General features: G+C 61.7%; 25 protein-coding genes. 9 read left to right on the top strand and 16 right to left on the bottom strand.

The window, feature by feature from the left end; genetic code table 11:
- The first annotated feature begins 13 nt into the window (after positions 1 to 13).
- Together serS and cysG are read left to right on the top strand one after the other, a co-directional pair.
- Positions 14 to 1294 (top strand): serine--tRNA ligase, encoded by a 1281-nt coding sequence (gene serS / locus QYQ93_RS17620; protein ID WP_043046610.1) that lies wholly within the window; start codon positions 14 to 16, stop codon positions 1292 to 1294.
- Complete coding sequence (cysG, locus tag QYQ93_RS17615) at positions 1295 to 2689, top strand: siroheme synthase CysG (RefSeq protein WP_043046611.1); 1395 nt, start codon at positions 1295 to 1297, stop codon at positions 2687 to 2689.
- Between the two features lie 114 nt (positions 2690 to 2803).
- On the opposite strand, the gene QYQ93_RS17610 is transcribed toward cysG, so the two are convergent.
- From QYQ93_RS17610 to tusD, 6 genes are all read right to left on the bottom strand, one after another.
- Positions 2804 to 3799, bottom strand: coding sequence for a glutathione S-transferase family protein (locus tag QYQ93_RS17610; protein ID WP_338475157.1), 996 nt, complete (start codon positions 3797 to 3799; stop codon positions 2804 to 2806).
- Between the two features lie 86 nt (positions 3800 to 3885).
- Entirely contained in the window at positions 3886 to 4887 is a 1002-nt protein-coding gene (locus QYQ93_RS17605; protein WP_338475156.1) for a glycosyl transferase family protein, read from the bottom strand.
- Positions 4884 to 5219 carry a TusE/DsrC/DsvC family sulfur relay protein gene (locus QYQ93_RS17600; protein WP_338475155.1) on the bottom strand — a complete coding sequence of 112 codons (336 nt, stop codon included), beginning with the start codon at positions 5217 to 5219 and terminating at the stop codon, positions 4884 to 4886. The genes QYQ93_RS17605 and QYQ93_RS17600 overlap by 4 nt, the downstream gene beginning before the upstream one ends.
- Complete coding sequence (gene tusB, locus QYQ93_RS17595) at positions 5216 to 5494, bottom strand: sulfurtransferase complex subunit TusB (RefSeq protein WP_043046618.1); 279 nt, start codon at positions 5492 to 5494, stop codon at positions 5216 to 5218. The genes QYQ93_RS17600 and tusB overlap by 4 nt, the downstream gene beginning before the upstream one ends.
- On the bottom strand, positions 5494 to 5844 hold the full coding sequence (gene tusC, locus QYQ93_RS17590; RefSeq protein WP_043046620.1) for a sulfurtransferase complex subunit TusC: 351 nt from the start codon (positions 5842 to 5844) through the stop codon (positions 5494 to 5496). The genes tusB and tusC overlap by 1 nt, the downstream gene beginning before the upstream one ends.
- A gap of 1 nt (position 5845) precedes the next feature.
- On the bottom strand, positions 5846 to 6238 hold the full coding sequence (gene tusD / locus QYQ93_RS17585) for a sulfurtransferase complex subunit TusD (protein ID WP_217882346.1): 393 nt from the start codon (positions 6236 to 6238) through the stop codon (positions 5846 to 5848).
- Positions 6239 to 6395: 157 nt separating this feature from the next.
- Here tusD and QYQ93_RS17580 point away from each other — a divergent pair, with 157 nt between their 5' ends.
- The gene (locus tag QYQ93_RS17580) at positions 6396 to 7571 is read left to right on the top strand and encodes a CaiB/BaiF CoA-transferase family protein (protein WP_338475154.1); all 1176 of its coding nucleotides are present in this window, start codon (positions 6396 to 6398) and stop codon (positions 7569 to 7571) included.
- 93 nt (positions 7572 to 7664) lie between these two features.
- Here QYQ93_RS17580 and QYQ93_RS17575 read toward each other — a convergent pair whose 3' ends face one another.
- Both QYQ93_RS17575 and QYQ93_RS17570 read right to left on the bottom strand, forming a co-directional pair.
- Complete coding sequence (locus QYQ93_RS17575; RefSeq protein WP_046072494.1) at positions 7665 to 8159, bottom strand: SprT family zinc-dependent metalloprotease; 495 nt, start codon at positions 8157 to 8159, stop codon at positions 7665 to 7667.
- A gap of 129 nt (positions 8160 to 8288) precedes the next feature.
- Positions 8289 to 8891, bottom strand: coding sequence for a Yip1 family protein (locus QYQ93_RS17570; RefSeq protein WP_043046623.1), 603 nt, complete (start codon positions 8889 to 8891; stop codon positions 8289 to 8291).
- Between the two features lie 351 nt (positions 8892 to 9242).
- On the opposite strand from QYQ93_RS17570, the gene ttcA reads away from it, so the two are divergent.
- Together ttcA and QYQ93_RS17560 are read left to right on the top strand one after the other, a co-directional pair.
- A complete protein-coding gene (gene ttcA, locus QYQ93_RS17565; protein WP_043046624.1) occupies positions 9243 to 10067 on the top strand; it encodes a tRNA 2-thiocytidine(32) synthetase TtcA in 825 nt (274 codons plus the stop codon).
- Positions 10068 to 10134: 67 nt separating this feature from the next.
- Positions 10135 to 10806, top strand: coding sequence for a DNA-3-methyladenine glycosylase I (locus QYQ93_RS17560; protein WP_043046625.1), 672 nt, complete (start codon positions 10135 to 10137; stop codon positions 10804 to 10806).
- Between the two features lie 146 nt (positions 10807 to 10952).
- Here QYQ93_RS17560 and QYQ93_RS17555 read toward each other — a convergent pair whose 3' ends face one another.
- From QYQ93_RS17555 to arsC, 3 genes are read right to left on the bottom strand one after another with little or no spacing between them, the layout of a single operon-like run.
- Positions 10953 to 11363, bottom strand: a complete 411-nt coding sequence (locus QYQ93_RS17555; protein ID WP_338475153.1) for a DUF2069 domain-containing protein — start codon at positions 11361 to 11363, stop codon at positions 10953 to 10955.
- Complete coding sequence (wrbA, locus tag QYQ93_RS17550) at positions 11347 to 11961, bottom strand: NAD(P)H:quinone oxidoreductase (protein WP_043046627.1); 615 nt, start codon at positions 11959 to 11961, stop codon at positions 11347 to 11349. The genes QYQ93_RS17555 and wrbA overlap by 17 nt, the downstream gene beginning before the upstream one ends.
- Positions 11958 to 12311 (bottom strand): arsenate reductase (glutaredoxin), encoded by a 354-nt coding sequence (gene arsC, locus QYQ93_RS17545; protein ID WP_043046628.1) that lies wholly within the window; start codon positions 12309 to 12311, stop codon positions 11958 to 11960. Before arsC ends, wrbA begins: the two co-directional genes overlap by 4 nt.
- Before the next feature lie 115 nt (positions 12312 to 12426).
- Here arsC and QYQ93_RS17540 point away from each other — a divergent pair, with 115 nt between their 5' ends.
- On the top strand, positions 12427 to 12888 hold the full coding sequence (locus QYQ93_RS17540) for a TlpA disulfide reductase family protein (RefSeq protein ID WP_124378422.1): 462 nt from the start codon (positions 12427 to 12429) through the stop codon (positions 12886 to 12888).
- 141 nt (positions 12889 to 13029) lie between these two features.
- On the opposite strand, the gene QYQ93_RS17535 is transcribed toward QYQ93_RS17540, so the two are convergent.
- From QYQ93_RS17535 to QYQ93_RS17520, 4 genes are all read right to left on the bottom strand, one after another.
- Positions 13030 to 13434 carry an META domain-containing protein gene (locus QYQ93_RS17535; RefSeq protein WP_043046631.1) on the bottom strand — a complete coding sequence of 135 codons (405 nt, stop codon included), beginning with the start codon at positions 13432 to 13434 and terminating at the stop codon, positions 13030 to 13032.
- Positions 13431 to 13871 (bottom strand): hypothetical protein, encoded by a 441-nt coding sequence (locus tag QYQ93_RS17530; RefSeq protein WP_043046633.1) that lies wholly within the window; start codon positions 13869 to 13871, stop codon positions 13431 to 13433. Before QYQ93_RS17530 ends, QYQ93_RS17535 begins: the two co-directional genes overlap by 4 nt.
- A gap of 71 nt (positions 13872 to 13942) precedes the next feature.
- Entirely contained in the window at positions 13943 to 14932 is a 990-nt protein-coding gene (locus QYQ93_RS17525; protein ID WP_338475152.1) for a 2-hydroxyacid dehydrogenase, read from the bottom strand.
- Between the two features lie 207 nt (positions 14933 to 15139).
- The gene (locus tag QYQ93_RS17520; RefSeq protein ID WP_043046635.1) at positions 15140 to 17893 is read right to left on the bottom strand and encodes a response regulator; all 2754 of its coding nucleotides are present in this window, start codon (positions 17891 to 17893) and stop codon (positions 15140 to 15142) included.
- Between the two features lie 205 nt (positions 17894 to 18098).
- Here QYQ93_RS17520 and QYQ93_RS17515 point away from each other — a divergent pair, with 205 nt between their 5' ends.
- Together QYQ93_RS17515 and QYQ93_RS17510 are read left to right on the top strand one after the other, a co-directional pair.
- On the top strand, positions 18099 to 18827 hold the full coding sequence (locus tag QYQ93_RS17515) for a response regulator transcription factor (protein WP_338475151.1): 729 nt from the start codon (positions 18099 to 18101) through the stop codon (positions 18825 to 18827).
- A complete protein-coding gene (locus QYQ93_RS17510; RefSeq protein WP_338477271.1) occupies positions 18814 to 20172 on the top strand; it encodes a sensor histidine kinase in 1359 nt (452 codons plus the stop codon). Before QYQ93_RS17515 ends, QYQ93_RS17510 begins: the two co-directional genes overlap by 14 nt.
- 4 nt (positions 20173 to 20176) lie before the next feature.
- Here the strand turns inward: QYQ93_RS17510 and QYQ93_RS17505 are convergent, their stop codons facing one another.
- Positions 20177 to 20692, bottom strand: a complete 516-nt coding sequence (locus QYQ93_RS17505; RefSeq protein WP_043046639.1) for a DUF2062 domain-containing protein — start codon at positions 20690 to 20692, stop codon at positions 20177 to 20179.
- 135 nt (positions 20693 to 20827) lie between these two features.
- On the opposite strand from QYQ93_RS17505, the gene QYQ93_RS17500 reads away from it, so the two are divergent.
- Positions 20828 to 23053 carry a DNA internalization-related competence protein ComEC/Rec2 gene (locus QYQ93_RS17500; RefSeq protein WP_338475150.1) on the top strand — a complete coding sequence of 742 codons (2226 nt, stop codon included), beginning with the start codon at positions 20828 to 20830 and terminating at the stop codon, positions 23051 to 23053.
- Position 23054: the final 1 nt, after the last annotated feature.

Raw genomic sequence — 23054 nt, 5'->3', positions numbered from 1 at the left:
ACGAGAGACCGACATGCTCGATTCCAAACTGTTACGTAGCAACCTTCAGGACGTAGCGGACCGCCTGGCATCCCGTGGCTTTGCCTTGGATGTTGCGCGCATCGAAGCGCTGGAAGAACAGCGCAAGACCGTCCAGACCCGCACCGAAGCACTGCAGGCTGAGCGTAATGCGCGTTCCAAATCCATCGGCCAGGCCAAGCAGCGCGGCGAAGACATCGCGCCGTTGATGGCAGATGTCGAGCGCATGGGCACTGAGCTGTCCGAGGGCAAGGTCGAGTTGGAAGGCATTCAGACCGAGCTGGATTCGATCCTGCTGGGCATCCCGAACCTGCCCCACGAATCCGTGCCGGTGGGCGAAGACGAAGACGGCAACGTAGAAGTACGTCGCTGGGGTACGCCCAAAGCCTTCGATTTCGAGATCAAGGACCACGTCGCCCTGGGCGAATTGACCGGCGGCCTGGATTTTGAAACCGCGGCAAAAATGTCCGGTGCGCGCTTTGCACTCCTGCGCGGCCCGATTGCGCGCATGCACCGTGCGCTGGCGCAGTTCATGATCAACCTGCACACCGGTGAGCATGGTTACGAAGAGGCTTACACCCCGTATCTGGTCCAGGCACCGGCGCTGATGGGCACCAGTCAGTTGCCGAAATTCGAGGAAGACCTGTTCAAGATCACTCGCGACGGTGAAGCTGACCTGTACTTGATCCCGACTGCCGAAGTGTCGCTGACTAACATCGTCGCCGGCGAGATCCTCGATGCCAAGCAATTGCCGTTGAAGCTGGTTGCCCACAGCCCGTGCTTTCGCAGTGAAGCCGGTGCGTCGGGCCGCGATACGCGCGGCATGATTCGCCAGCACCAGTTCGACAAGGTCGAGATGGTGCAGGTGGTCGAGCCGTCGACTTCCATGGAAGCCCTGGAAGGCCTGACCGCCAATGCCGAGCGCGTGTTGCAACTGCTGGAGCTGCCATACCGCGTCCTGGCCCTGTGCACCGGCGACATGGGCTTCAGCGCCGTGAAGACCTACGACCTCGAAGTGTGGGTGCCGAGCCAGGACAAGTACCGCGAAATCTCATCGTGCTCCAACTGCGGTGATTTCCAGGCCCGTCGCATGCAGGCGCGTTTCCGTAACCCGGAAACCGGCAAGCCGGAGCTGGTGCACACCCTTAACGGTTCGGGCCTGGCCGTAGGCCGTACCCTGGTGGCCGTGCTGGAAAACTACCAGCAGGCTGACGGTTCGATCCGTGTGCCTGAGGTGCTCAAGCCGTACATGGGCGGCGTTGAGGTCATCGGCTAAATGGAATTTCTGCCGCTGTTTCATAACCTGCGCGGCAGTCGTGTGTTGGTCGTCGGTGGCGGGGAGATTGCCTTGCGCAAATCCCGGCTGCTGGCCGACGCCGGTGCATTGCTGCGGGTGGTTGCTCCCCAGATCGAAGACCAGCTGCGCGAGCTGGTGCTGGGCAGTGGCGGGGAACTGATTTTGCGCGGTTATCAGGAGTCCGACCTTGACGGTTGCACCCTGATCATCGCGGCGACCGACGATGAACCACTGAACGCGCAGGTGTCCAGTGACGCCAAGCGTCGCTGCGTACCGGTCAATGTGGTGGATGCGCCGGCCTTGTGCAGCGTGATCTTCCCGGCGATTGTCGACCGTTCGCCCTTGGTGATTGCGGTCTCCAGTGGCGGCGATGCGCCGGTACTGGCGCGCTTGATCCGGGCCAAGCTGGAAACCTGGATTCCCTCGACCTACGGCCAGTTGGCCGGGTTGGCGGCGCGTTTTCGTGCCCAGGTCAAAGGTTTGTACCCGGATGTGCAGCAACGCCGGGCGTTCTGGGAAGAGGTATTCCAGGGGCCGATTGCCGACCGTCAATTGGCCGGGCAGGGCGACGAGGCCGAGCGCCTGCTGATCGACAAGGTCAACGGCGCACCGCCGCACGCGCCCGGTGAGGTTTATCTGGTGGGCGCTGGCCCGGGCGATCCGGACCTACTGACCTTCCGCGCCCTGCGCCTGATGCAGCAAGCCGACGTGGTGCTCTACGACCGCCTGGTGGCGCCGGCGATTCTCGAACTGTGCCGTCGTGACGCCGAGCGCGTGTACGTCGGCAAGCGCCGCGCTGACCACGCCGTACCGCAAGCCCAGATCAACCAGCAACTGGTGGACCTGGCCAAGCAAGGCAAGCGCGTGCTGCGCCTCAAAGGTGGCGATCCGTTCATCTTTGGTCGGGGTGGTGAAGAGATCGAGGAACTGGCGGCCCATGGCATCCCGTTCCAGGTGGTGCCGGGGATCACGGCGGCCAGTGGTTGTGCGGCGTATGCCGGGATTCCGCTGACGCACCGCGACTATGCGCAGTCGGTGCGCTTTATCACGGGACACCTTAAGAACGGTACGTCGGATCTGCCCTGGCAGGACCTGGTGGGGCCGTCGCAGACCCTGGTGTTCTATATGGGCTTGATTGGCTTGCCGATCATTTGCGAGCAGTTGATCAAGCACGGGCGCTCGCCGGACACGCCGGCCGCTTTGATCCAGCAGGGCACCACTTCCAACCAGCGCGTGTTCACCGGCACCCTGGCCGATTTGCCGCGCATGGTGGCGGAGCATGAAGTGCATGCACCGACATTGGTGATCGTGGGTGAGGTGGTGGTACTGCGCGAGAAGCTCAAATGGTTCGAGGACGCTCAGTCTCAGGTCTGAGCCTTAAAAGCATCGGGAGCAAGCCCCCTCCCACATTTTGGTTTGTGAACACAGTCAAAATGTGGGAGGGGGCTTGCTCCCGATGAGGCCATCAAATACAACCGATGATCCCGATCAACTAAAGACACCTTTACCTGAAAGTCGCGCCCGATCATGGCTGTTGTCAAACCCCTGCAACGGCCCCTTCGGCACAATCCCGGTCGGATTGATCGTGCGATGGCTGGCATAGTAATGTCCCTTGATATGCTCGAAATCCACCGTCTGAGCCACGCCCGGCCACTGATACATCTCCCTCAGCCAGTTCGACAAATTCGCATAATCCGCAATCCGCCGCAGGTTGCACTTGAAGTGGCTGTAGTACACCGCATCAAAACGAATCAGCGTGGTGAACAGCCGCACATCGGCCTCGGTCAGGTATTCGCCGGCCAGATAACGATGCTGGTCCAGGTGCTGTTCCAAATGATCCAACTCGGCAAACACATCATCAAAGGCACTTTCATAAGCCTGTTGTGACGTGGCGAAGCCTGCGCGGTACACACCGTTGTTCACGGCGGGATAGATGCGTTCGTTGAGTGCGTCGATGGTTGGGCGCAGGGTGTCGGGATAAAAATCCAGCGTGTTGCCGGTCAGCCCGTTGAATGCGCTGTTGAACATGCGGATGATCTCCGCCGACTCATTGCTGACGATGCGCTTGAGCTTCTTGTCCCACAGCACCGGCACGGTGACGCGCCCGGTGTAATCGACAGTTTCGGCGGTGTAGCGCTGGTGCATGAAGTCCAGACCGTCCAGTTTGTCGCCGCTGGAGCCGTGGGCCTTGTCGAAGGTCCAACCGTTTTCCAGCATCAACCAGCTGACCACCGAGACGTCAATCAGGCTTTCCAGGCCCTTGAGTTTGCGCAGGATCAAGGTGCGGTGCGCCCAGGGGCAGGCGAGGGAAACATACAAGTGATAGCGACCTGCCTCGGCCTGGAAGCCACCTTCACCGCTGGGGCCAGGCTGGCCATCGGCGGTCACCCAGTTGCGGCGTTGTGCCTGCTCCCGCTGGAATGCGCCATCTGCGCTACTTTCGTACCACTGGTCTTTCCAGTGTCCTTCAATCAGCAAACCCATGACTGACTCCTTGGCTATAAGCGTTGGAGCCAGTCTAGCGGGGTGAGTTCGAACTAAAAGCGCAAAGACCCGGGGTTAATTATCGATTAAATCGATTTGTCCCGTGCGTCCCAGTATTGCTGGGCCAATTCGAATGCCTGTTGCCGTGGGTGGCCCAGGCCGCGCAACGCGAGGGCCATGGTGGCGATCAGGGCCAATTGCGGGTAGCTGTCCTCAACGTCGCCGCGCCACAGCGCTTTCAGATGCTCGGGCTCCAGGGTCGCTGGCTTGACGTGGCGCTGGTCGGAGAGGGCGGGCCACTCTTCGTCCCAGCTCTGGCCGCCAGTGGTGCCATACAGGTGACTGAGGGTGTCGGGGTTGATCTCGATCTCGCCGCCGTCGCCCTTGACCACAATCACATTGTCACCGAGCAGGCCACTGGCATCGCGATGTACGCCCTGGTAACCCGGGTGGAAGATGCTTTGCAGGCCGCAACGCGCATTCAGCGGGTTGAGCAACCGCGCCAGGGAGTGGATGGGCGAGCGCAGGCCGAGGGTGTTGCGCAGGTCGATCATGCGTTGCAATTGCGGCGCCCAGTCGCCCAGGGGGATAAACGCCAGGTTGCCGTGCTCGAAGGCGCTCTCGACTTGCTGCCAATTGCGGCACAGCGGGATCCCTAGAGCCTCCAGCAACTGCTCGGTGTACAACCGGCCCGCCGTGTGGGCACCACCGCCGTGCATCAGGATGCGCACGCCGTTTTGTGCCAGGCACTTGGCCGCCAGCAGGAACCACGGCAGGTGGCGTTTCTTGCCGGCATAGGTCGGCCAGTCGATGTCCACATTCAGGGCTGGAGCGTTGAGCCGTTCACGTACCGCTTCGGTGAAGCCGGCAAGCTCTTCGGGGCTTTCTTCCTTGTGGCGCAGCAGCATCAGGAAGGCACCCAGCTGGGTATCCTCGACCTTTTCATCGAGCAGCATGCCCATGGCCTCCCGGGCTTCCTCGCGGGTGAGGTTGCGCGCGCCGCGCTTGCCTTTGCCGAGGATACGCACGAACTGCGCAAAGGGATGCTCTTGGGGCGTTGCGAGGGTCAGGGGGGCAAAGTCGGTCATAAGCAATTCGTCGGCCTGGGCAGGCCCGCCAGCTTGGCGGCGAGTTTGGCGGGAGTGCCGTTGAACAGTTTGTTGAGGCGCAGGCTGTTGCCCTTCTCCGGGCCCAGTTTCAAGGCGGTGTACTTGATCAGCGGGCGCGTGGCGGGGGACAGCTGGAATTCGGCATAGAACTGGCGCAGCAGCCGCAGGATCTCCCAGTGATCCGGGGTCAGCTCCAGGGTTTCGGCGGCGGCCAGGGCCTGCGCCACTTCGTCGGACCAGTCATTCAGGTCGACGAGGTAGCCGTCCTTGTCCAGTTCCAGGGCGCGGGCGCCTACGGTCAGGGTGTTCATAGCCAGGTATTGACCTTGTCGTAGTCGATCGACAGTTGTACGAAACCTGGGTAGTCCACGCTGTCGGCCCAGTCGGGCAGGGGCAAACTACGCGCCTGCATGTCTTCGGCCAGTACAAACACCTTCACGCCCTTGGTGTGCAGGGCAGGGCTGTGCAAGCCGTAGGCGCCATCGCCGCAGAGCAGGATCGCGTCTTCACGGCCACACAGGCGCAGGCAGCTGTCGAGGCGGCTATCGGTGAACGGAGAATGAGACAGCACATGTAAAGTCGACATCAGAGGGTTATCACCTGGTCGTAACGGTCAATCAGTCTGCAAATGTCTTCGTTGCCAAGGGGCTGGGCGCTGGCCGGCGGAGTGAGCCCGCGCTCCGCCAGGCTATGGCTGCAAGCGAATACGTCATCAATGCCAAACAGCCCCAATGCCTGCAGGTTGGCACCGAGGTCCTTTTGCTGCACGGCCTTGGCGTCCTGATGCGGCGCCAGCTGAAACACACCGTCGTCAAGAAACAGCAGGCCAATGGGCAGATCGAACGCGCCACCGGCCAGCACGATATCCAGCGCTTCCCGCGCACTCGGCCCGGACCATGGGGCCTGGCGGCTGATCACCAACAGGGATTTGGACATGTCATGGCCCTCCAAAACAGATCAGGCGGTCGGCGTCCTGGATTGCGTCGTGCAATTGACCCAGGCCTGACAGCGCCCAGGGTGCTTCCAGATTGACCGCGCTGCGTTGATAGCGCGTGGCTTCCTCTGCATTGAGCACGCCACGGCGCAAGGCCGCAGCGATGCACACCACGCCGTCAAGCTGGTGCTGGCTGACAAACTCGCGCCATTGGCGGGCGATGTCTTGCTCATCCTGGGGGGCAACGACGTTATTGGACGCGCTGTACACGCCATCTTGATAAAAAAACAGTCGCACAATCTCATGCCCGCCGGCCAGCGCTGCCTGGGCGAACAACAGGGCGCGGCGCGAGGAGGGCGTGTGGGCGGCGCTATACAGTGCAATCGCGAACTTCATGGAACACTCTGCCAACAAACGTGGGCCAATGATAAAGCCGCCGCCGCGAAAAAGCCCGCCGTGATCAAAACGGTCACTGCCGCTGATCGTTCTGACGATTGCCGACAGGCGCAAGGCTGCCTAGTCTGTGGGAATTCGCAACCCGGATGGAGTCCGTATGTCAGGTCCCTTGGCGTCCCTTAAAGTGCTGGATTTTTCCACCTTGCTGCCCGGCCCGTTTGCCTCCTTGCTGCTGGCGGACATGGGCGCCGAGGTGCTGCGTATCGAATCGCCTACGCGCATGGACCTGCTGCGCGTATTGCCGCCCCATGACCGCGGCACGTCGGCGAGCCATGCCTATCTCAATCGCAACAAGCGCAGCCTGGCCCTGGATCTCAAGCAGGTCGAGGCGCTGGAGATCGTGCGTGAGTTGGTCAAGGAACATGACATTCTGGTCGAGCAGTTCCGCCCCGGGGTCATGGAGCGCCTGGGTTTGGGGTATGAAGCGCTCAAGGCAATCAATCCCAGGCTGATTTATGTGTCGATTACCGGCTATGGCCAGACCGGCCCTTACAAGGACCGCGCCGGCCACGATATCAATTACCTGGCATTGGCCGGCGTGGCCAGCCATACCGGACGCCGGGACAGCGGGCCGCTGCCGCTGGGGGTACAACTGGCCGATGTGGCAGGCGGGTCGCTGCATGCTGTAGTGGGCTTGCTGGCAGCGGTGATTGCCAGGCAACAGAGCGGGGTGGGGCAGTACCTGGATGTGAGCATGACCGATTGCTCGTTCAGCCTGAACGCCATGGCCGGGGCCGGTTACCTGGCCTGCGGGGTGATGCCTGAGTGGGAGAACCATGTGCTCAATGGTGGGAGTTTCTACGACTACTACCGCAGTCGTGATGGACGCTGGATGTCGGTGGGGAGTTTGGAGCCAGCGTTTATGCAGCAATTATGCGAGGCACTGGGTCAGCCGGAGCTGGCGGCCTACAGCGTGAAGCCTGAACAGCAGGCCGTTCTTAAGCAGGCCCTGCGGGTAGAGTTTGAGAAGCGCAGCTTTGAGGAGCTTTGCGAGCTGTTCGCCGGGGTGGATGCGTGTGTGGAACCGGTGTTGAGCCTGGCGGAGGCTGTTGAACATCCGCAGTTGAAGGCTCGAGAACTGGTCAGCCAGGTACCCAGGGGGGATGGCTCGACACAAGCGCAATTGGCCTGCCCGCTGAAGTTCTCTGAAGGTTTGCCAGAGCCTCGGCATATTGGTGTGGCAGTGGGGGCGCACAGTGATGAGGTGCTGGTGGAGTTGGGGTTCGGTGTTGAGCGGATAAAGGCATTGCGCCAGGCCAAGGTTGTAGGTTGACTGAGCCGACGCTTTCGCAGGCAAGCCAGCTCCCACATTTCGATTGCGTTCACAGATCCAAATGTGGGAGCTGGCTTGCCTGCGAAGAGGCCCTCATTCCACCCGAGTTTCCCCGGTGAACACCAGAGTCTGCCGACACCGCCGACACAAATACCGCCGTCCTTGGTTCACCAGGCCATGGCGCTGCGCCGAAAACGGAAAATCACTGTCCGCACACGGGCATCGATAGATATAACGCTTTACCTGGCGACGCTTGATCTCATAGGTATGGCAACGATCCGGCGGCAGTTCATAAACCCCGCGCATGATCAGCTGCCATTCCTCGCCATGGGGCTGGATACGTTCGCCGAACAACTGGTGGGCAATCAGGTGCGCCACTTCGTGGGCCACGGTTTGCTTGAGAAAGTGCTGGCTGTTTTCACGGTACAACTGGGGGTTGAAGCGCAGCAGGTTCTCGTGCAAATGCGCGACACCGGCTTTCTGGCCCCGCAGCTTGAGGCTGACCTGGGGGCGTTTGAAGCTTCGTTTGAAAAAGGATTCGGCTTGCAGGAAACAATCTTCGACGCGGGTATTGAGTTGCTCGGGCATGCTGTACATATCTCCAGAGACGCCCAGTATGCCGCAAAGTGGGGTGTTTCCGAATCTATCAGGCGCCGAATGGTCATGCATAACACACAAGGCCACCTTGCGGTGGCCTTGTCCCAGGGTCTTGTTTGTTCAGCTGGTGTAGATCGGCCCTACGCCCAAGCCCCAGACGATGACAGTAAAAGCCATGATCGCCACCAGTACCACCAGGCCCACGGCCAGTACCGAGCTGGAGAACAGGAAGCCTTCGTCCGGGTCGATGCTCATGAAAGTCGGCAACCCCACATATAGCAGGTACACCGTGTAGCAGATTGCCGCCGTGCCCACGACCATGCCCAGCCACATATGCGGGTAGAGCGCCGCCAGCCCACCGATAAACAGCGGGGTCGCGGTGTAGGTGGCAAAGGCCACGCAACGGGCCATGCTGGGGCTGGCGTCGTAGGTGCGCGCCATCCAGTGGATGAATGCCCCCATCACTGCCACGCCGCCGAGCATGGCGGCATAAGACATCAGGGTCATCCACAGCGCGCTTTCCTGGGTCAGCATGACCGGCGCGCGGTTGCCGATGACCCAGCCGACCTGGGTGGTGCCGATAAAGGCGGATACGGCGGGGATCGCCGCAAGGATCAGGGTATGAGTGAGGTACATGTGGCCGATGCTTTCTTCCTTATCGCCACGAATTTCCCGCCATTCCTGGTCGGGATGGGTAAAAAGCCCCACGACGTGATGGATCATGCCAGTCACTCCTGTCGTTATTACCATCGCCCCCCATCGGAGCGCCCACGGGCCACATGGCCTGAAAGGTCTGGATATATGTGTGCGACCTCAAGTCGCAGTATAGGAAGTGATGACCGGAATAACTGTAGGGCCTTTAGAGCAAATTGCGCTGTAAACCTGACGCTTAATCGCGGTAGGGTCTGTCAAATGTGGGAGGGGGCTTGCTCCCGATAGCGGTGTATCAGCCAGCACTTGTAGTGCCTGGCACACCGCTATCGGGAGCAAGCCCCCTCCCACATTGGAACTTGGTCGTTCATATCGCTAAAATACCCGGCTTTTCGTCACACACCTTCAGCGGATTCAAGCGCCATGGGCACTCTTACGGTCAACCAGAACAAACTGCAAAAACGCCTGCGGCGCCTGGCCGGTGAAGCGGTCGCCGATTTCAACATGATCGAGGACGGCGACAAGGTCATGGTCTGCCTCTCCGGCGGCAAAGACAGCTACACCATGCTTGACGTGTTGCTGCACCTGCAAAAGGTCGCGCCGATCCAGTTCGAGATCGTCGCCGTCAATATGGACCAGAAACAGCCAGGCTTTCCCGAGCACGTGCTGCCGGCCTACTTGAAAGAACTGGGCGTCGAGTACCACATCGTCGAGAAAGACACCTACTCGGTGGTCAAGGAGCTGATCCCGGAAGGCAAGACCACCTGCTCGCTGTGCTCGCGGCTGCGCCGTGGCACGCTCTACACCTTTGCCGACGAGATCGGCGCGACCAAGATGGCCCTGGGGCATCATCGCGATGACATCGTTGAGACCTTCTTCCTGAATATGTTCTTCAATGGCTCGCTCAAGGCCATGCCGCCCAAGCTGCGCGCCGATGACGGGCGCAACGTGGTGATCCGCCCGTTGGCGTATTGCAACGAGAAGGACATCCAGGCGTACTCCGACTTCAAGCAATTCCCGATCATCCCTTGCAACCTGTGCGGCTCCCAGGAAAACCTGCAGCGCCAGGTGGTCAAGGACATGCTGCTGGATTGGGAGCGCAAGACCCCCGGGCGTACCGAGAGCATCTTCCGCAGCCTGCAGAACGTGATCCCGTCGCAGTTGGCCGACCGCAACCTGTTCGACTTCACCAGCTTGAAAATCGACGAGACGGCCGCGTCGCGTTTCGTCAATGTAGTGAACCTCTGAGCCTCATCGAGGCTCTAGTAAACGGCGCTTGCGGGCGCCGTTTTCAATTCAACTGCCAGGAGAGGGCATGCGCGATTACAAGTGGCTGCACGAATATTGTCTGAACCGCTTCGGTTCGGCGGCCAAGCTGGAAGCCCACCTGCCTTTGCCCAAAACCCCGGCGCAATTGCGCAAGATCCCCGATGATCGTTACCTGTCGACCTTGGCGCTACGGGTGTTTCGTGCGGGCTTGAAGCACAGTGTGGTCGATGCCAAATGGCCGGCATTCGAGCAAGTGTTTTTCGGTTTCGACCCGGAAAAAGTCGTACTGATGGGTGCCGAACATCTGGAGCGCCTGATGCAGGACACGCGCATCATCCGCCACCTGGGCAAGCTCAAGAGTGTGCCGCGCAATGCGCAGATGATCCTCGATATCGAGCAGGAGAAGGGCAGCTTCGGTGCGTTTGTCGCCGATTGGCCGGTGACTGATATCGTCGGGTTATGGAAATACCTGAGCAAACACGGCCATCAGTTGGGCGGGCTGTCGGCGCCACGGTTTCTGCGGATGGTGGGCAAGGATACGTTTGTGCCGAGCTATGACGTAGTGGCGGCGTTGAACGCACAGAAGATCGTCGATAAGGCCCCCACCAGCCTGCGGGATTTGGCAACGGTGCAGGGCGCATTCAACCAGTGGCATGCCGAGAGTGGGCGGCCGATGTGCCAGCTGTCGATGATGCTGGCGTATACCGTGAACCATTGATCACTGCGCTGATCGTTCCCACGCTCCGCGTGGGAATGCATCCTGTGACGCTCTGCGTCACATTGCCCACAGCGTGAAATAGGCATCGACGTCGGGACGCAGAGCGTCCTGGGCGGCATTCCCACGCCGAGCGTGGGAACGATCGCTTAGGTTTCTGCTGCCAAACGCCGATTCAACTGATGCCGCCAGCGCACATACAGCAGCGCCGTACAGAATACCGCCAGGCTCGCCAGCATCTCCAGCACCCCGAACCATTGGCGGTTTGGGTCGTACGCCGCCAGTGCGCCCTTGATGAAATACAGGTTCACCACAAAGCACATCCACGAATGCCCGCGGGCGCTACCTATGATCATCCCTGGCGCCAGTACCAGCAGCGGCACCAGTTCGATCAGCAGGATCACCCATGGGCGCGCCCCATGCAGGTCGGCGATGAACAGGTAGTACACGCACAACAAGCCCACCAGGCCAAAAAACGCCAGCAGGCTCAGTGCCCGTGCAACCTTGACCCGCGGTTCCAGCCACGCCTGGGGCGGCAGGATTTTAGGTTTGCGGGCCACGGCCGTTCTCCAGCAGCGTGGCGGTCTTGGCCAGGCGCAGGCCCAGTGCCCGGCACAGGGTGATTTCATGGGGGTCGAGCATACGCTTGCCGTCGGGCCCGGAATGGTGGCTGGCGCCGTAAGGCGTGCCGCCGCCCTGGGTATCAAGCAGCGCCTGCTCGCTGTAGGGCAGGCCGGTGATCAGCATGCCATGGTGCAACAGCGGCAGCAGCATCGACATCAGCGTGGTCTCCTGGCCGCCATGCAGGCTGGCGGTGGAGGTGAACACGCCGGCAGGCTTGCCCACCAGCGCGCCGGTGAGCCACAGGTTGCTGGTGCCGTCGAGGAAATACTTGAGCGGCGCGGCCATGTTGCCGAAACGGGTCGGGCTGCCCAGGGCCAGGCCCGAACAGTGTTTCAGGTCATCCAGGCTGGCATACAGCGCGCCTTCATCGGGAATGCTCGGTGCCACGGCTTCGCACTCGGTGGAAATCGCCGGCACCGTGCGCAGCCGCGCTTCCATGCCGCCTTGTTCGATGCCGCGGGCAATCTGCCGGGCCATCTCGCTCACCGAGCCATTGCGGCTGTAATACAACACCAGCACATAAGGCGCGCTCACGGCAGGATCTCCAGCACGTTCTCGGGTGGGCGGCCAATAATGGCTTTATCGGCGGTTTCCAGGATCGGGCGCTCCATCAGCTTGGGATGGGCGGCGATGGCGGCGATCAATTGCGCTTCGCTGAGGTTGGCGTCGGCCAGGTTGAGGGTCTTGTATTCGTCTTCGCCGGTGCGCAGCAGCTGACGTGCGCTGACCCCCAGTTTTTCCAGCAGGGCCTTGATTTGCGCCGCGTCCAGTGGGGTTTCCAGGTAGCGCACCACGGTCGGGGCGAGGCCACGGGCTTCCAGCAGTTCGAGCGCACCGCGGGATTTCGAGCAGCGCGGGTTGTGATAAAGCGTCAGATCGGTCATGTGCGGGTCGCATCTTGCGTAAGGTGGCGGGTATTCTACCTGCGCTGGCGCCTGTCCTTAAACCGTAAGAGGCGATAGGCCGCAGCCAACGTTCATTTTTGCGAAGGAATACCCCATGACAAGGCGACTGATCGGTGCATTGGCGATCATCACAACCCTGCTGCTCAGCGGCTGCGGTAACGATTACGGCGTTGACCAATACGGCCAGAAAGTGGCGGCCGAACGCCTGGACAAGCAGTGGCTGGTGGTCAATTACTGGGCCGAATGGTGTGGCCCATGCCGCACGGAAATCCCCGAGCTCAATGCCTTGGCCGAGCAGTTGAAGGGGCAGGGTGTGGGGGTGTTCGGAGTCAACTTCGACAATGTGCAGGGCGAGGAATTGAAGGCCGCCAGCGACAAGCTGGGGATCAAGTTTACGGTCCTGGCCCAGAACCCGGATGGCATCTTCGAGATTCCCCGCAGCGAGGCATTGCCGGTGACCTATATCATCGATGACAAGGGCAAGGTGCGGGAGCAGTTGATGGGGGAACAGACGGCAGAGGGCGTATTGGCCAAGCTCAAGGCTCTGCGCGGTTAAAGCAACACCTCAGAGAAAGTGTGGGAGGGGGCTTGCTCCCGATAGCGGTGTAACAGTCAATTGATGTATTGACTGACACACTGCTATCGGGAGCAAGCCCCCTCCCACATTGAGATCCCATCAATCCGAAGATTGGGGATATCAGCCTTCTTCAAGCCACAAGCGAATCGGCTTGCCCTCGGCCGGCCAGAACCGCGTCTGTTCGATCGGCGAGATGTCCCAGCGCTGCACGCCTTGCAAAGCCTGGAAGAAGCGCTGCTCCTGCTCCATCAGGGCCTCGGCGCAGAGTTTGCGGGTGCTGCCGATCTGGCCGAAGCTGAGCTTGTCGCCCTCGACGGTGTACGGCGCGAACCAGTGGTTGCAGCCGCCATTGCCATAGGCACGACCATCAGCGCCGAGGGTGACGGTCAGGTGCGCATAGTCCATCAGCGGCCGTTCACCGATCCATTCCACCACATAGCTGTGGTCGCGCTCCAGCTTCGCGCCATCCGCGGCGCAGCCGGCCAGGCCCATACCGATTGCGCCGAGCAACAACGCGCCTTTCATTGCGCAGCCTGCTGGCATTTCGGGCAGCGGTGCTTGTCGCCTTCGCTGGCCCAGCCGAGTTCTTTGATGCGTGCGTTGGCAGCCGGCTGCAGTGGCTCCTTGGTCAGCTTGGTTTCCACCGCAAATTCAAACTCCAGCACGGTGTCGCAACTGTCGCAATTGACCTTCCAGGTATGAATCTCCAGCTCACCGAACTTTGGCCCCTGGGCCATGGCGACCCATTGGCCGGCGGGGCGGATGGAGTAGCGCGCATCCCCTTCGACGGTCAGGCGCATCGACAAGGTTTTACTGCCGCGCAAGGTGACGATCAGCACGTCACCATGTTTGATCGAACCACCGTTGCCAGTGACCTGGTAACGTCCCGGCACCAGGGCGCGGCATTCGATCAGGGTGTGTTGCGGGCTCAGCAAGCTGAAGCGGAAATCGTGTTCGGCCATGGATCCTCCAAATAGGCGCGGCATCCTATCACGGGTGCCGGCCTATCATGAGCCTGGTATGTGACCGCTGATCATCCCTCGACCCGGTTCTGCGTCCGGCCCTCGGCCCACGCCGCGATGTTGGCCAGCGTCGTGCCGGCAATCGCTGCCAGGGCCTCGCGGGTGAGGAAAGCCTGGTGCGCGGTAATGATCACATTAGGGAAGGTCAGCAGGCGGGCGAGCACGTCGTCTTGCAGGGGCAGGTCCGAGCGATCCTCGAAAAACAGCTGGGCTTCTTCCTCGTACACATCCAGCCCCAGATAACCCAACTGGCCCTCCTTGAGCGCTTCGATCAGCGCCGGGGTATCGACCAGGCCACCGCGCCCGGTGTTGATCAGCATCGCGCCGGGCTGCATCTGCGCCAGGGAGCGGGCGTTGATCAGGTGCTGGCTGTCGGCGGTCAACGGGCAGTGCAGGCTGATGATCTGCGCCTCGGCCAGTAATTCGGGCAGGCTCACGTAACGGGCGCCGAGGGCCTGGACCTGGGGGTTGGGAAAAGGGTCATGGGCCAGCAGCCGGCAGCCGAAGCCGGCCATGATTTTGGCGAAGGTGGCGCCGATCTGTCCGGTGCCGACCACGCCGACTGTTTTGCCGACCAGATCGAAACCAGTGAGCCCGTGCAGGCTGAAGTCGCCATCGCGGGTACGATTGTAGGCCCGGTGCAGGCGCCGATTGAGCGCCAGGATCAACGCGACGGCATGTTCGGCCACGGCGTGGGGCGAATACGCGGGCACGCGCACGATGGTCAGGCCCAGGCGCTGGGCAGCCGGCAAGTCGACATGATTGTAGCCGGCCGAACGCAGGGCGATCAGGCGCGTGCCGCCTTTGGCCAGTTGCTCCAATACCGGTGCGCTGAGGTCGTCGTTGATAAAGGCGCAGACCACCTCGTGGTGTTCGGCCAGGGCCACGGTGTCGAGGTTGAGGCGGGCGGGTTGGAATTGCAGCTCGATGCCCTGGGGGCGCGGCTCTCCGAGAAAGCTGTCACGGTCGTAGGCTTGGCTGCTGAAAAGAATGACGCGCATCAAGAAGGCTCCCTGCAATTTACAACGATGAAATGCTGACTTGCCCCAATATCTGTAGGAGCGAGCTTGCTCGCGAAAACGTCAACGATAACGCGGGTTTTCTGAATAAACGTGGCGCCTATGGTTTTTTCGCGAGCAAGCTCGCTCCTACAGGGATTGGAGCAAGCCCCCTCCCACATTGTTGATCCGTTGCCCATGCAAACAGGATCAGGCGCTGACCCTCGCTTCACTGGCCAGCCGCGCAATTGCCATGTCCAGTTCATCCAGCGCGGCCATGGCCTTGGCATCATCCTGCTTGAGCAGGGTTTCGGCGCGTTGGCAGGCTGCGCGCAATTGCGGCACGCCGCAGTAGCGCGTCGCGCCGTGCAGGCGGTGGACGCGTTCGATCAGGGCGTGGTTGTCATTGGCTTCGCGGGCGAGGGTGATTGCCAGGCGATCAGCTTCCAGGGAGGCCAGCAGCATGGCGAGCATGTCAGCGGCCAGGTCTGCCTTGTTGGCGGCCAGGCGCAGGCCTTCCTCGTGGTCGAGCACCAGCAGTTGCACGCCCTGGGCCAGGCCGTCGCTGACGCGCTCCGGGCCTTGGTTGCGCAGGGCCAGGCCGGTCCATTTCAACACCACCTGGGCCAATTGCCGCTCACTGATGGGCTTGGTCAGGTAGTCGTCCATGCCGCTTTGCAGCAAGGCGCGTTTTTCGTTGGCCATGGCGTGGGCCGTGAGAGCGACCACTGGCAGCGGCGTGCCGTGGCGTTCGCTTTCCCACTGGCGGATGGCCTCGGTGCTCTGGCGCCCGTCCATGCCGGGCATTTGTACATCCATCAACACCAGGTCGAAGGTTTCCTGCTTCACCGCATCAATGGCCGCATAACCGCTTTCCACCGCCTGCACCTTGGCGCCCATGTCTTCCAGCAGGGTTTGTACCAGCAGCAGGTTGGCCGGATTGTCGTCCACGCACAGCACCCGTGGCGCACGGCTGGACAGCGGCTCTCCCGGTTCGCTGCGCGAGGGGCGCGGGCTGATCAGGTCGGCCAGGGAGCGGCGCAGCTTGCGTGTACAAGCGGGCTTGGCCTGCAACTGGCTGTTGGGGTTGGGCACCGATTGGTTGAACAGCATCTGCTCGGTAGTCGGGCACAGTACCAGGACCTTGCAGCCCAGGTGTTCGAGGTCCCACAAGTGTTGGTTGAGACGCTCGGGCGGAATGTCATTGGCGGTGACGCCGAGCACCGCCAGGCTGATCGCCTGTTCGGTTTGGTGCGCACTGGTGATGCCGTTGGTCAGGCTTTCCAGGGTGTTGAACGGAGTGACTTCCAGGCCGCAGTCTTCCAGTTGATGTTGCAGGGCCTGGCGCGCCAGTTCGTGGTTCTCCAGCACGGCCACGCGGCGCCCCAGCAGCGGCGGTGCGGGCAGGTCTTCGACGTCGTCGCGGGTCTTGGGCAGGTTCAGGCTGATCCAGAATTCCGAACCTTCACCCGGCGTGCTGTCGACGCCGATTTCACCGCCCATCTGCTCGATCAAGCGCTTGGAAATCACCAGGCCCAGGCCGGTGCCGCCAGGTTGGCGCGACAGCGAATTGTCGGCCTGGCTGAACGCCTGGAACAGTGCGCGTACATCCTGGTTGGACAGGCCTATGCCGGTGTCTTGCACGCTGATGCGCAACTGCACGCTGTCTTCCTGTTCGTCCTCGATCATCGCCCGGGCAACGATGGTGCCTTCGCGGGTGAACTTGATCGCGTTGCTGATCAGGTTGGTCAGGATCTGCTTGAGGCGCAGCGGGTCGCCCACCAACGCCAGCGGCGTGTCGCGGTACACCAGGCTGACCAGTTCAAGCTGCTTGGCATGGGCGGCGGGGGCGAGGATGGTCAGGGTGTCTTGCAACAGGTCGCGCAGGTTGAACGGCACACTGTCGAGTACCAGCTTGCCGGCTTCAATCTTCGAGAAATCGAGGATTTCGTTGATGATACCCAGCAGGTTGTCGGCGGATTTTTCGATGGTGCCCAGGTAATCCAGCTGGCGTGGCGACAGCTCGCTCTTTTGCAGCAGGTGGGTGAAGCCGAGGATGCCATTGAGCGGCGTGCGGATCTCATGGCTCATATTGGCCAGGAACTCCGACTTGATGCGGCTGGCCTCCAGGGCTTCCTTGCGCGCGAGGTCCAGCTCGATGTTCTGGATCTCGATGGTCTCAAGGTTCTGGCGCACGTCTTCGGTGGCCTGGTCGATGCTGTGCTGCAGTTCTTCCTGGGCATTTTGCAGGGTTTCGGCCATGCGATTGATGCCCGACGCGAGCTGGTCCAGTTCCTGGCTGCCCAACGGCGGCAAACGGGTTTCCAGGTTGCCGTCCTTGAGCTGGGCCACGGCTTGCTTGATCTGACCAATCGGCGAATTGATGGTGCGGCTGATACGCAGGGCCAGGGCAGCTGTGCACATCAGGCCGACGGCAATCAATAACAGGCTGGCGAACAGGCTGCGGTAGCCGCGCAGCAGCATGCCGTTGTGGGACAGCTCCACTTCGACCCAGCCCAGCAGGCGGTCAGACTCATCCGGAATGAGTTCGCCCGCCAGGTTGCGATGGCGACCAAATACCGGCAGCAGGTAACGGGTGGCGTCGTTGCCGGTACGCTGCAACAAGCGCGAGCTGTTGCCGGTGGGCGGCTGGTTGAGCATGGTCGGACCAGCGTGGGCCAGGGACGAGCGGTCTGGCGCGAGGAACGACACGGTGCGTACATCCGGTTGCTCCAGGGACTGGGTGGCGATGCGCTCCAGCAGTTCGGTGTTCTTGTTGCCCAGCGCAGGCGCCACCAGCGGCGCCAACTGTTCGGCGATCATTTCGCCGCGTTGCAGCAACTGGCTCTGCAATTCCGACAGTTGCATCCAGGTGAAATAGCCTCCCAACACCAAGGCCATCAGGCTGGTCGGTAATAAGGTCAGCAACAGTACGCGGCCTTTTATCCCCATTCTTCTAAGCACGCCACTCTCCTGCTACTACGTTGTTATCAATTATCCACGCTGGCATCCAGCCCGCGCCACCTGCGCAGTGTAGCCATTTGCACGATCCGGAATCTCGCAAATTAATGACATGCGGCAATCTTCGGGCCATTCGGTGCCGGGTGGCGATTGCCTGTAACCATTTAATCTTGAATAATCAGTGATTGAGAATGACTTGCAGACGCTAATGACTCCCGCAGCAGTTGGCCTACCCACTATCCTGACCATCGAAGATGACCCTGTGTTGGGGGCCTACGTGCATGAGCAGCTCGGCCGCAATGGTTTTCAGGTGACGTGGTGTCGCAACGGCCAGCAAGGCCTGCAAATGGCCCGAGACCAGGCATTTGACCTGGTGCTGATGGACATCCTGCTGCCGGGGCTGGACGGGTTGTCGATCCTCACGTATTTGCGCCAGAGTCACGCCATGCCGGTGATCCTGATGTCGGCCCTGGGCGCCGAAGCCGACCGCATCAGCGGCTTTCGCCTGGGCGCGGACGACTATCTGCCCAAGCCGTTCAGCATGGCTGAATTGTGCGTGCGCATTGAAGCCATCCTGCGCCGGGTAGCCCTGGATCGCCGGCCTGAGTCGCCACGCACAGTGACGCGTGAGAATGCCCAGGTGTTGCATTTTGATGATGAGCGCTGTGATGTGGGCTGCCAGGCACAGTGGGCCGGGCTGACGCGCAGCGAGTACCGCCTGCTGGAAACCTTGCACCGCAACGCTGAAGAAGTCCTCAGCAAAGCCTTCCTGTACCAGCAGGTGCTGCAGCGTGGTTATTCGCCCCATGACCGCAGCCTCGACATGCACGTCAGCCAGATTCGCCGCAAACTCAAGGCCATCGGCTATGCCGAGCGTGAAGTGCGCACGGTGTGGGGCAAGGGCTATATGCTGAGCGGTCATGATGAAGGGCTTTGAGCGGCTGCCGGGCAAGCACTCGCTGTTCTGGAAACTGGCCTGCCTGTTGATCGCGTTCTGTTTACTGATGATCTGGCTCAGTTGGTCGTGGGGCCGCTATATGGAGCAGCAGGGCGCGTACCTGTCGGACAAGTCGCGGGAGATTCTCAGTGGTTATGCGGCAGGCGCCGAGCTGGCTTGGAGCACACAAGGTCGCGCTGGGGTGGACGCCTGGCTGCAACTGATGGCCAAGCGTGAAACCACCTGGGTTGGCGTGATCGGCAACGATTTGCAATCCCTCAGCAGCAAGCCCCTGAGTGACAAGGAAAGCCAGCGCCTGACCTTTTTGCGCGGGCTGGATTGGCCGGTCAGCCGGCATGTCATAGGGCTGCCGTGGATGAAGGTGCCGTTTCCGGTCAATTCTGGCCTGGGGTCGCTGGTGATCGAGTTGCCGCAACGTTTTATGCCGGGGCGCTATCAACTGTTCTGGCGGGTAGTCACCAACGGTGTGATTCCGGGCCTGTTCACCCTGTTGCTGTGCATCGGCCTCTATCGGCTGCTGATCATGCCCCTCAATCAATTGCGCGAGCAGGCCAATGCCTGGCGTGCGGACCAACTGCATACGCGGATGTCCCGTGACGCGACCAGCCGCCAGGATGAATTGGGAGAGTTGGGGCGCGCCTTTGACCATATGTCCGAACGTCTGCAAGGCACGGTGCGCTTGCAGCAGCAGTTGCTGCGCGACATGTCCCATGAACTGCGTACGCCCTTGAGTCGCCTGCGGGTGGCCTGCGACAGCGAGCAAGACCCGACCCGCCTGCGTGAGCGCCTGGGCCGGGAAATCGACGCTATGCAACGGCTGGTGGAAGATAGCCTGCAACTGGCCTGGCTCGACAGCGAAACAGCGCCGCTGCCCCAGGAAGACATTCAGCTGCAGGCGTTATGGGACATGTTGCGCGAAAACGCCTGTTTCGAAAGCCACTGGCCGGCGTCGCGCTTGCCGTGCCTGTTGCCGGCGGACAGTTGGGTGCGTGGCAACCTGAACACACTGGCCCAGGCCCTGGAAAATATCCTGCGCAACGCCATACGCCACTCTCCCGACGATGGCTGCGTGCAACTCGACGGGTGTCGCGAGGGGGATTATTGGCATATCTGGCTGCAGGATCAGGGCGGCGGTATTGATGAGCGGGATTTGGAACGCATCTTCGCGCCTTTTACCCGTTTGGACGGCTCGCGGCCCGGCGATGGTGGTTTCGGCCTGGGCCTGAGCATCGCCCGCAACGCCGTGCAGCGCCAGGGCGGGCGCTTATGGGCGGAAAATACCGGACAGGGCCTGCGGGTGCATCTGCGCTTGCTGGCGCGTTAGCTGTTCAGCGCCGACGCAATTTACGTTTTTTCCACTGGTGCGCCACCCACCAGCGCCAGTACGTCATCGTCAAGCAATAGGCCAGCGCCCCCAACACCAGGCCCAGCACCACCGAACCCAGCAGGAACGGCTGCCAGAGCGTGCTCAGCTGGCCGCTGATCCATTCCCATGTGAGGTTATCGGGCAGGCTGCGCGGCGGTACGTTCATCAGCCAGGCGCCGGTCATGTAGGTACACACAAACACCACCGGCATGGTGATCGGGTTGGTCAGCCACACCAGGCTGACGGCGATCGGCATATTGCCGCGCACGACAATCGCCAGGATTGCCGCGAGCAGCATCTGCAATGGAATCGGTATAAACGCCGCAAATAAACCCACCGCCATGGCGCGAGCCACTGAGTGTCGGTTCAGGTGCCAGAGGTTTGGATCATGCAGCAGGGTGCCAAGAAACTGTAATGACTTATGTTCCCTGATACTGCTGGGATCGGGCATGTACCGTTTGAATAAGCGCCGGGGCATAAGGGGTCCAGGTCAATTTGAGGGGCAAGTATGCCCGGATTCTATAAACAGAAAATTCAGACTTTGTGACAAAACATCATAGGCGCTGTCGGTCAGCCAGCTAAGACTGAATGGATCAGTGGAAAAGGATGATCCATGAAAACAGCGATGTTGGCCTTGGCGCTGGGGCTACTGGCGTTGCGTTGGTTACCTGCGTTGCCGCCTGGCGCAGGGGTGTTGGCCATGTTGGTGCTGGCGTTGATGCTGCTGCCTTTTCGCACCTATCCCGGGGCGTTCTTTCTGTTTGGTTTGAGTTGGGCCTGTATCAGTGCGCAGTGGGCGCTGGATGACCGCTTGCGCCCGATGCTGGATGGGCAGACGCGCTGGGTCGAAGGGCGTGTCATCGGCCTGCCGCAGCAGACGGGCACAAGCGTGCGCTTCGAACTGGCCGACAGCCGGTCGCGCACTGCGCGGCTGCCCAAGCGCATTCGCGTGTCCTGGCACGGCGGGCCCACGGTTAACAGCGGGGAGCGCTGGCGCCTGGCATTGACGCTGAAGCGGCCTGCCGGCCTGCTTAATTTCCACGGGTTTGACCATGAGGCCTGGCTGCTGGCCCAGCGTATCGGCGCCACCGCGACGGTAAAGGACGGCGAGCGCCTGACGCCGGCCCGCAATGCCTGGCGCGACGCTGTCCGCCAGCGCCTGATGGCCGTGGATGCCCAGGGCCGCGAGGCGGGCTTGGCTGCATTGGTACTGGGCGACGGTTCCGGGCTGGCGCCTGAGGATTGGCAGGTGTTGCAGGACACCGGCACGGTGCATCTGCTGGTGATTTCCGGGCAGCATATTGGCCTGCTGGCGGGGTTGATCTACGGCTTGATCGCTTTGTTGGCGCGCTATGGGTGCTGGCCCCGAACCTGGCCGTGGCTGCCATGGGCGTGCGGCCTGGCATTTGCCGGGGCGTTGGCTTATGGCCTGCTGGCGGGGTTCGGCGTGCCGGTGCAGCGGGCTTGCGTCATGGTGGGGCTGGTGTTGCTGTGGCGTTTGCGCTTTCGTCACTTGGGTGTGTGGTGGCCGTTGTTGCTGGCGCTGAACGCTGTGCTGATGCTTGAGCCCCTGGCCAGCCTGCAGCCGGGGTTCTGGCTGTCGTTTGCGGCGGTCGCAGCGCTGGTCCTGGCATTCAGCGGGCGCCTGGGGCCGTGGAGCGCCTGGCAGGTCTGGACGCGTCCCCAGTGGTTGATCGCCATTGGCTTGTTCCCGCTGTTGCTGGTGTTGGGTTTGCCCATCAGCCTCAGTGCACCCGTGGCCAACCTGGTTGCCGTGCCATGGATCAGCCTGGTGGTTCTTCCCTTGGCGCTGCTGGGCACGGCGCTGCTGTGGGTGCCGTTGGCCGGCGACGGTTTGCTGTGGTTGGCCGGTGGTGCGCTGGACGGCTTATTCAAGGGCCTGGCGCTGTTGGCCGCGCAACTGCCGGCCTGGATCCCGGCCGAGGTGCCTCTGGGCTACTGGCTGGTGAGCCTGGCCGGCGCAGTGATTTTGCTACTGCCCAAGGGCCTCCCGTTTCGGTTATTGGGCTGGCCCATGCTGTTGTTGGCGGTGTTTCCACCCAGGGAGTCGATACCCCATGGGCAGGTGGACGTGGTGCAACTGGATGTCGGCCAGGGGCAGGCGCTGATCCTGCGCACCCGCCATCATTCCTTGCTCTATGACGCCGGGCCCCGGTCGGGGCCTGTCGACCAGGGGGCGCGGGTCGTATTGCCGTCGTTGAAAAAGTTCGGGGTAGGGCAGTTGGACATGATGCTGCTCAGCCATGCTGATGCCGATCATGCCGGCGGTGCGGCGGCAGTGGCCCGGGGGCTGCCCGTCAAGCGCGTGGTGGGCGGTGAAACCGAAGGGCTGCCGGGGTTTCTCGGTACCCAGCCTTGTAACAGTGGCGAGCGGTGGGAATGGGATGGCGTGGCCTTTGAACTGTGGCAATGGGCCGGTGCAAGTGATGGCAATCCGAGATCCTGCGTACTGCAGGTCGAGGCGAATGGCGAACGCCTGCTGCTCACCGGCGATATTGATCGCGCCGCCGAACGGGCATTCCTGGCCTCGCCGCTGGCGGTGCCCACCGATTGGTTGCAGGCCCCGCACCATGGCAGCCGCAGCTCTTCGTCCTGGCCCTTCCTGCAGCGGCTGGCGCCGGCATCGGTGCTGATCTCCCGTGGGCGCAGCAATGCATTCGGCCATCCTCATCCACAAGTAATGGAGCGCTATCAGGCCTTGGGCAGTCGGGTATATGACAGCGCTGAACAAGGCGCTGTGCGCCTGCGCCTGGGAACGTTCCTTCCACCGACTGTTGCGCGCAGTCAACGCAGGTTCTGGCGAGAACCGTTACCGTAAT

It is taken from the genome of Pseudomonas khavaziana (assembly GCF_036704165.1).
GTDB classification, from domain to species: domain Bacteria; phylum Pseudomonadota; class Gammaproteobacteria; order Pseudomonadales; family Pseudomonadaceae; genus Aquipseudomonas; species Aquipseudomonas khavaziana.
This window is presented reverse-complemented; position numbering and strand designations above follow the sequence as displayed.

Excerpts from the sequence above, each read along its gene's own strand:
- ttcA (WP_043046624.1), top strand. The coding sequence starts at position 9,243 with ATGGGCACTCTTACGGTCAACCAGAACAAACTGCAAAAACGCCTGCGG.
- QYQ93_RS17575 (WP_046072494.1), bottom strand. The coding sequence starts at position 8,159 with ATGCCCGAGCAACTCAATACCCGCGTCGAAGATTGTTTCCTGCAAGCC.
- tusC (WP_043046620.1), bottom strand. The coding sequence starts at position 5,844 with ATGTCCAAATCCCTGTTGGTGATCAGCCGCCAGGCCCCATGGTCCGGG.
- QYQ93_RS17500 (WP_338475150.1), top strand. The coding sequence starts at position 20,828 with ATGAAAACAGCGATGTTGGCCTTGGCGCTGGGGCTACTGGCGTTGCGT.
- QYQ93_RS17535 (WP_043046631.1), bottom strand. The coding sequence starts at position 13,434 with ATGAAAGGCGCGTTGTTGCTCGGCGCAATCGGTATGGGCCTGGCCGGC.
- QYQ93_RS17530 (WP_043046633.1), bottom strand. The coding sequence starts at position 13,871 with ATGGCCGAACACGATTTCCGCTTCAGCTTGCTGAGCCCGCAACACACC.
- QYQ93_RS17580 (WP_338475154.1), top strand. The coding sequence starts at position 6,396 with ATGTCAGGTCCCTTGGCGTCCCTTAAAGTGCTGGATTTTTCCACCTTG.
- QYQ93_RS17525 (WP_338475152.1), bottom strand. The coding sequence starts at position 14,932 with ATGCGCGTCATTCTTTTCAGCAGCCAAGCCTACGACCGTGACAGCTTT.
- QYQ93_RS17605 (WP_338475156.1), bottom strand. The coding sequence starts at position 4,887 with ATGACCGACTTTGCCCCCCTGACCCTCGCAACGCCCCAAGAGCATCCC.
- QYQ93_RS17540 (WP_124378422.1), top strand. The coding sequence starts at position 12,427 with ATGACAAGGCGACTGATCGGTGCATTGGCGATCATCACAACCCTGCTG.
- tusD (WP_217882346.1), bottom strand. The coding sequence starts at position 6,238 with ATGAAGTTCGCGATTGCACTGTATAGCGCCGCCCACACGCCCTCCTCG.
- QYQ93_RS17600 (WP_338475155.1), bottom strand. The coding sequence starts at position 5,219 with ATGAACACCCTGACCGTAGGCGCCCGCGCCCTGGAACTGGACAAGGAC.
- QYQ93_RS17510 (WP_338477271.1), top strand. The coding sequence starts at position 18,814 with ATGAAGGGCTTTGAGCGGCTGCCGGGCAAGCACTCGCTGTTCTGGAAA.
- cysG (WP_043046611.1), top strand. The coding sequence starts at position 1,295 with ATGGAATTTCTGCCGCTGTTTCATAACCTGCGCGGCAGTCGTGTGTTG.
- QYQ93_RS17610 (WP_338475157.1), bottom strand. The coding sequence starts at position 3,799 with ATGGGTTTGCTGATTGAAGGACACTGGAAAGACCAGTGGTACGAAAGT.
- QYQ93_RS17570 (WP_043046623.1), bottom strand. The coding sequence starts at position 8,891 with ATGATCCATCACGTCGTGGGGCTTTTTACCCATCCCGACCAGGAATGG.
- arsC (WP_043046628.1), bottom strand. The coding sequence starts at position 12,311 with ATGACCGATCTGACGCTTTATCACAACCCGCGCTGCTCGAAATCCCGC.
- QYQ93_RS17505 (WP_043046639.1), bottom strand. The coding sequence starts at position 20,692 with ATGCCCCGGCGCTTATTCAAACGGTACATGCCCGATCCCAGCAGTATC.
- serS (WP_043046610.1), top strand. The coding sequence starts at position 14 with ATGCTCGATTCCAAACTGTTACGTAGCAACCTTCAGGACGTAGCGGAC.
- QYQ93_RS17515 (WP_338475151.1), top strand. The coding sequence starts at position 18,099 with ATGACTCCCGCAGCAGTTGGCCTACCCACTATCCTGACCATCGAAGAT.
- tusB (WP_043046618.1), bottom strand. The coding sequence starts at position 5,494 with ATGTCGACTTTACATGTGCTGTCTCATTCTCCGTTCACCGATAGCCGC.
- QYQ93_RS17560 (WP_043046625.1), top strand. The coding sequence starts at position 10,135 with ATGCGCGATTACAAGTGGCTGCACGAATATTGTCTGAACCGCTTCGGT.